5 protein-coding genes are annotated in these 7,208 nt (G+C 68.8%); all 5 read right to left on the bottom strand.

The window, feature by feature from the left end; translation table 11 throughout:
• The coding region (locus AC1DZ6_RS15025; RefSeq protein ID WP_477097963.1) for an efflux RND transporter permease subunit at positions 1-829 on the bottom strand (829 nt) is incomplete at its 3' end.
• A 9-nt stretch (positions 830-838) separates the two neighbouring features.
• Positions 839-2,152 (bottom strand): efflux RND transporter periplasmic adaptor subunit, encoded by a 1,314-nt coding sequence (locus tag AC1DZ6_RS15020; protein WP_477097962.1) that lies wholly within the window; start codon positions 2,150-2,152, stop codon positions 839-841.
• A 191-nt stretch (positions 2,153-2,343) separates the two neighbouring features.
• Positions 2,344-2,703 (bottom strand): PilZ domain-containing protein, encoded by a 360-nt coding sequence (locus AC1DZ6_RS15015; RefSeq protein WP_477097961.1) that lies wholly within the window; start codon positions 2,701-2,703, stop codon positions 2,344-2,346.
• A 48-nt stretch (positions 2,704-2,751) separates the two neighbouring features.
• A complete protein-coding gene (locus tag AC1DZ6_RS15010; RefSeq protein ID WP_477097960.1) occupies positions 2,752-4,122 on the bottom strand; it encodes a hypothetical protein in 1,371 nt (456 codons plus the stop codon).
• Between the two features lie 79 nt (positions 4,123-4,201).
• Positions 4,202-7,208 (bottom strand): TonB-dependent receptor domain-containing protein (locus AC1DZ6_RS15005; RefSeq protein WP_477097959.1); only part of this gene is annotated, 3,007 nt, incomplete at its 5' end.

Genomic DNA, 7,208 nt, shown 5'->3' with positions numbered 1-7,208 from the left:
CTCCAGCCCAGGCCCCGAGACGCGTGTTCTCGGCGCTCTGGACGACCTGGGCGATGTCGCGCAGGCGGATCGGGGCGGCGTTCTTGTAGCTGACGATCAGGTTGGAATAGTCGTCGACGGTGAGCAGCTGGTCGTTGGCGTTGATCGTATAGCTGCGGGTCGGGCCGTCGAAGCTGCCCTTGGCGCTGTTGGCGTTGGCGCTGCTGATCGCGCTCTGCACATTGGCCAGGGTGATGCCGTAGCTGGCCATGGCCTGGGTGTCGGCCTGGATGCGGATCGCCGGACGCTGACCGCCGCTGAGGCTGACAAGACCCAYGCCCGAGACCTGGCTGATCTTCTGGGCCAGGCGGGTGTTGACCAGGTTCTGCACCTCGGTCAACGGCAGGGTGTCGGAGGTGACCGCCAGGGTCAGGACGGGCGCGTCGGCCGGATTGACCTTGGCGTAGACCGGCGGGGCCGGCAGGTCGGCCGGCAGCAGGCTGTTGGCCCCGTTGATGGCGGCCTGAACCTCCTGCTCGGACACGTCCAGGCTTTCACCCAGGTTGAACTGCAGGGTGATGATCGAGGCGCCGGCCGTGCTGACCGAACTCATCCGCGCCAGGCCCGCCATCTCGCCCAGCTGACGCTCCAGCGGGGCCGTCACCGTCTGGCTCATCACCTCGGGGCTGGCCCCCGGGTACAGGGTCTGGATCTGGATCGTGGGATAGTCGACCTGCGGCAGGGCCGACAGCGGCAGCAGTCGGAAACCGACCAGGCCGGCCAGGACGATGGCCGCCATGAACAGGGCCGTGGCGACCGGCCGCTGGATGAAGGGCTGCGAGGGATTCATGGCGCGGGCCTATTCGGCCTGTTGCCGGCGACGACGCTCGCCGCCCTGCCCCTGCGCTCCGCCTTCGCCCTTGCCGGCGCGCTGCCCCTTGCCCTTGCCTTGGCCAGTGCGGCCGGCGGCTTGACCCGGCAGTTGAACCTTGCCGCCCTCGCGCAGGCGGTCTCCGCCTTCGGTGATGACCTTCTCGCCGACCTTCAGGCCGGTGGCGATCGAGACCTGGGTCGTGGTCGAGGGACCGGCCGTGACCTTGCGCTTGTGCACCGTCTGGCCTTCGCCCAGCACCCAGACGAAGGCGCCGTCGCTGCTCTGGCGCAGCGCCGTGGCGGGCACGACCACCGCGTCCCGGATGGTGTCCAGCTCCAGGCGGACATTGACGAACTGGCTGGGGAAGAGAGTCCCGCCCGCGTTGGCGAACCTGGCCTTGGCCTTGACCGTGCCGGTGCCGACATCGACCACGTTGTCGAGGGTCGAGAAGGTCCCCTTGTCGAGGGTCGTGGTTCGGGTGCGATCCAGCGCGGTGACCGGCAGGACCGCGCCGCTGTTGGCGCGTGCGCCGATGCGCGGCACGTCATCCTGGGGCACCGTGAACTCCACGTCGATCGGCGAGACCGTGGTGATCACCGCCACCCCGGCCGCGTCGCCGGCGCCGATATAGTTGCCGACATCGACGACCCGCAGGCCGACTCGGCCGCTGACCGGCGCCACGATGCGGGCATAGCCGACGTTCAGCCGCGCCGTGCCGACGGCGGCCTGGTCGGCCATCACCGAGCCCTGCAGCTGCTTGACGGTGGCGGCCTGGGTGTCGACCTCCTGGCGGGCGATCGAGTCCTGGGTCAGCAGGGTCTGGAAACGCGAGAGCGTGACCCGGGCGCTGGCCAGTTGGGCCTGGTCGCGGGTCAGGTTGCCCTGGGCCTGCAGCAGGTCCATCTGGAACTGGCGCGGGTCGATCTGCACCAGCGGCTGGCCGGCGCGGACCATCTGGCCTTCCCTGAACAGCACCTGGGTGATCACGCCCGCCACCTGGGGCCGGACGGTGACCGTCGCCGCGGGCGTCACCGTGCCCAGCGCTTCGATGATCACCGGCAGGTCGGTCTGGCTGGCCGTGGCGACCGCCACGGTGCTGGCCGGACCGCCGCGTCGTCCGCCGCCACCGCCGCCGCCGGGGCCGCTGCCGGGACCACCCGCGCCGCCCTCGGTCTTCGGCGCGTGCATCAGGCTCCAGGCCAACCACACGATGCCGGCCAGAACCGCCAGGGCGATCGCGCCGCCGATGATCTGCGCCTTGCGGCTGACGGGACGAATCGGTCGGTAGGGTTCGGTCATCGAGGTCTCGGGCGCGCGAAGCAGGGAGAACGGACCGACGCTACGGTGTCCGGAGCATCAAACGCCACAGTAGGCAAACGGATGCTCGGACGGGCGCAGCAGCGGTCGTTCGCAGCCTTACTTGCCCGGCCACGTTGCCTGCGCATTTCAAGGTCGTAATCTGCGGCGCCGCATCTTCGCCGCCAGTTGGGCTAGGCGGCGTTCAGCCGCCAGGCGAAGCGCGTGGCGATCGTCACGGCGCCGTCCTTGCCGCCGGCCGGTCCGTCCAGCGTGTCGCTCTCGATGAACTGCAGGCCGGCTTCGCGCTCCGAACGCCAGACCACGCGGGTCAGATGGATGCGCTTGGCGATGGAATCCACGAGAAACGCACCTTCGGCCGGCAGGTCCATATCGCCTACGACGGCGATCCGGGCCCCGCCCTCGGCGATATCGATCAGCGAGCACTTCCAGGCCTTTCGGCCGTCGACCAGATAGGCCTTGCGCTTGGTCGGCGTGCGGGTGTGGGCCCGCAGGTCGACGCCGCTTGATCTGTTTTCGCCATGTGATCGCATGCGGGGACCATACCCAAGCACGGTTAACGGATGGCGCCGCCCCCGCGTTCAGCGGCCCGAAGGCGATGAACGGGAATAGCTGCGCTCGGCCAGCGGCCGGGGCGTGTAGTCGACCTGGAAGTGGCACGCCTCGCCATAGGTCGCGACGGCGACGTCGCAGGCCTTGGCCAGCGAGGCCGGCGACGGCTTTTCGCCCCGCTCGATCCAGGCGGTCATGGCCCGCAGCAGGGCGGCGTATTCGGGCGTGGCCAGCTTGCTGTGCTCATGCTCGTCGGTGAAGCTCTGCACCAGCAGCGCGCCGGCGCCGGCCTTGGCGACGGTGTCGTGGAACACCTGCTCCAGCTCGACGAAGGCGGTTGGGTCGTCGATGGCGTGCATCGTCAGGGTCGGGACCGTCAGCTTGCCGCTGAGGTCGGCGTCGAACGCCAGGCGCTTGACGCCCTCTGGATCGGCGGCGAACCGCGTCACGCCGCGATTGAGCGCCGCATCGTCGTCCGAGCCCGCATAGCGCACCCCGACATTGCTGAACGGATTGTGGCCGCCCAGGCGCTTGTTGACCATGTCTGCGAAGGTGAAGGTGGCCCAGGAGAGATGGCTGTCCAGGGTCCGCTCGGGGGTGTGGAGCACGGCCAGGATGTTGTCGAGATTGCGCTGCTGGACCGGCGTGCGCTGGTCCTTGGGCCGGTTCACCCCGGTGCAGGCGTCGAGGCGCTCGTCCAACTGCTTGTTGGTCAGGGTCGAGCCGACCGGCTGGCCCTGCCACAGCGGATAGGCCGGTTCGTCGGGCCGGGGATGGTTCTGGCAATAGTACTGGTAGACCGCCCGCAGGTCGGCCCGGAAGTCGTAGGAGCGCGTGCCGCCGCCCAGCACGGCGCTGGTCAGGATGACGCCGTCATAGACCGGCTTGCCGTCCGCGCCCTTGCCGTAGAGTTCGGCGGTCTTGGCCGCGACATTGCCGCCCCAGGACTGGCCGTGCAGGATCGTGCGCTTGGGGCGGCCGAACTGGTCCCAGAAGATCTTGCGCAGGGTGTCGCTGTCCTCGGCGGCGCTGCGCACGCCGTAGCCGGCGCGGCGATAGTTCGACCCGGCCCAGGCGTAGCCCTCCTTCACGGTGACCGAGAAGCGCTCCAGATCCTCCAGGGCGTCTTCGGGCTTAGGGGCCTTCAGGCGCGGGCCGCCGTGGGTGTGCAGCACCAGAGACCCGTTCCAGGTCTTGGGGATGACGATCCAGTACCAGGCCCCGTTGGCGTCCTGACCGGCGAAGCAGCGAGTTTCGGCCGGCAGGTAGTCTGGACAGGCCTTGGCCGCCTGGGTCGCCGCCTGGGCGGGGGCCTCGGTCTGAGCATGGGCGCAGCCGCCCGCCGCCGTCAGCGCCAGGGCCGCCAGACCCATCCAAACTCTGCGAAGCGGCGAACCCATGGCGTTGTCTCTTGCACTAATCGAAAGCGAGGAAGCGGCCCCGGCGCCGGGGGGGAGGAAGCGCCGGGGCCAGGCAACGTCAGAACGACTTGCTGACGTTGACGTACCAGTAGCGGGCATAGGGGTTGTACAGCGACCCGATATAGCCGCTCGACGACAGGGGCGGATCCTTGTCGAAGATGTTGCGCGCGCCGACCCGCAGGCGGGTGTCGTTCAGCGGGCTCAGCTTGTCCTCGATCCGGTACTGGACATAGAGGTTGGCCGTGGTCAGCGACTTGACGGTCCAGGGCGTGCCGTCGGTGGCCAGGAAGTCGGTGTCCAGGACCGAGCCGGTGTAGATCACCGAGGCGCCGACCTGGACGTTGTCCTTGCGCCAGGTGAGCGTGCCCGTGCCCTTCCATTCCGGCTTGCCGTTCTTGCGCAGCAGGTCGCCTGGATCGGTCAGCGGGGTGGCCGGATTGATCGTGCCGGCGGCGCGGGCGTCGAACAGCGCCTGGATCGGCGGGGCCAGATCCTGCGAGAACTTGTCCATGTAGGTCGCGTCGACATTGACCGAGACCCGGCCGTAGTCCTCGGTGCGCAGCGCCCAGTTGACGCCGATGTCGACGCCGCTGACCGTCTGCGGCTGCAGGTTCTTGAACTGGTCGCGGATCTCGGTGATCTGGCCGACCGGCGTCAGACCGGTGCCGGCGAAGAAGGCCACGTCATCGGCGTTCGGCGCGGCGCGGATCACGTTGGCATTGGTCGTGCCCGTCAGGCGCGCCAGGTAGTCCTGGATGGCGATATTGGTCGAGCCCAGGGTGCCGACGATGCCGTCCTGCTCGATCTGCCAACGATCGACGGTGATCGTGAAGTCGCCGAACCGCTCGGGGATGAAGCGCGGCTGCAGGACCAGGCCCACCGAGTAGCTTTCGCTCTCCTCGGCCTTCAGGTCGGGATTGCCGGCCGTGGTGAAGCGGATGCCGACGCCACGGCTGCAGGCCCCGAAGGTGGCGATGCGGCCGGCGCGCAGGTCGGCCTCGCAGCGGTAGTAGTCGGTGACGGTGTTGGTCCGCGAATAGYTGAACGGGTTGGTGGTCTCCAGGTTGGGGGCCCGGAAGCCCTGCTGCCACGAGCCGCGCACCCGCACGCCGTCGACCACGTCCCAGGCGAAGGCGATCTTGGGTTTGGCCACCGATCCGAAGTCGCTGTAGTTCTCGAACCGGCCGGCCAGCTGCACGTCGATCGAGCGCACCAGCGGGATGTTCATCTCGGGCGAGACCAGCGGCAGGGCCAGTTCGGCGAAGGCCGAAAAGACATCGCGCGAGCCCTTGGTGCTGGGGGTGTCGTTGACGCCGGTGACGTTGCTGTTGCTGGTCGCGCCGGTCACCGGATCGGTGAAGGGCGTACGGCCGTCCAACTGCGGATCGCGGCGGTCCTGCTGGGTCTCATGCCGGAACTCGACGCCGGCGGCGACGCCGACGGGACCAGACCAGATGGTCAGCAGCTCGGGCTTGGACACCTTGAAGTCGGCCAGGGTCAGGGTGGTGGTCGAGTGGCGCTTCAGGCGGAAGCGGATCGCGTCGGTCGCCGCCTTGGAGCTGGGCGTGCAGTCGCGGCCGCCCTCCCCGTCCAGGCACCCGCCATTGAACGGGTTGTAGGCGTCGGGGGTCGACAGGGCCAGTTGGGCCGCCAGCTTGGCGCTGTCGATGCCGTCGGACTCGTCCTTGGCGTCGGCCTTCGAATAGAGCAGCGCCGAGTCCCAGTTCCAGCCGAACGCCTCGCCCTTCAGCCCGCCCAGGAAGCGGGTCTGGTAGTTCTCGACCTCCACCTTGTTCGGACCCAGGTCGTTGAAGCGATAGTTGGTGAAGGTCACCGCGCGGCCGGCGGCCGGCACGTTGGTCAGGTTGGGCAGGCGGTTGGGATTGACCTGGCCGTTGGCGAATACCGCCATGCCGAACGGATTGTAGTAGTTGCTGGTCGGAACGCCGATCGCCACCAGGCTGRTGCCCTGGGTCGTCAGCCCCTCGGACTCGGCGTGATACAGGCCCACCTCGCCATAGGCGGTCAGGGWGTCGGTGATGTCGTAGTGGCCGTTGAGGAAGACGTTCTGGCGGCTGATCTTCGGGGCCACGGTGATGGCGTCGTTCTGCGGCGCGTTGTAGCGCAGGAAGTTGGCCGTGCTGCCGGTGGCCAGGTTGCCCGAGCCCAGGCACAGGCCGTTGCCCAGCTGGGCGGCGCAGCCGGCGATGGTGTTGGGCTGGACGTGAGTCGCGCCCGCCGCCGTGGTCAGGGCCGTCGTGCCCTGGCGGACGATGCCGCCGGCGTTCAGCACCGTGATGTTCGAGAACGAGTTCTGGTTGCCGCGATTGTCGGGCGTGGCGCTGTCGGTGTAGCGCGGGTCGTTGTCGAACAGCGGCCGCAGGTCCTGGGTCGCGGTATAGGGCCGGTCGCTGGGCCGCTGGGCCGTGCGCTCGGTGAAGTTGCCGTTGATCGAGATGTTGCCGCGGCCGTCGGCGAAGTTGCGGCCGGCGAAGATGTTGCTGGTGTACTCCTTGCGGTGCGTGCCCTCGGCCCAGCCGTATTGAGCGTCCACGGTCAGGCCGTCGAAGTCGGTCTGCAGCACGGTGTTGACCACGCCGGCCACCGCGTCGGCGCCGTAGATGGCGGCCGCGCCGTCGCGCAGCACTTCCAGCCGCTCCAGGTTCGAGGTCGGGATGGCGTTGGCGTTGTAGCCCAGCAGCGGCACCGTGCCCGACGACTGGCTGGTCGGGTGCGACACCAGGCGGCGGCCGTTCAGCAGCACCAGGGTGTTGCCGACGCCCAGGCTGCGCAGGTTGATCGAGTTGACGTCGCCACGCGTCGAATTGCTGGTCTGGGCCGCGTTGCTGGGGTTGATGAAGACATCGCCCATGGCCGGGATCGAGCGGAACAGGTCATCGCCCGAAACCGCGCCGGTGGCGGCGATCTGGGTGTTGTCCAGGACGGTGACCGGCAGGGCCGCCGTGGTCTTGGCGCCCTTGATCTGGCTGCCGACCACGACGATTTCCTCGACCTTGGTGGCCTCGTCGGCGGCCCCACCGCCTTGAGAGGGCGCCTGTTGAGCT

The organism is Caulobacter sp. P1_B12_2 (assembly GCF_056406675.1).
This window is presented reverse-complemented; position numbering and strand designations above follow the sequence as displayed.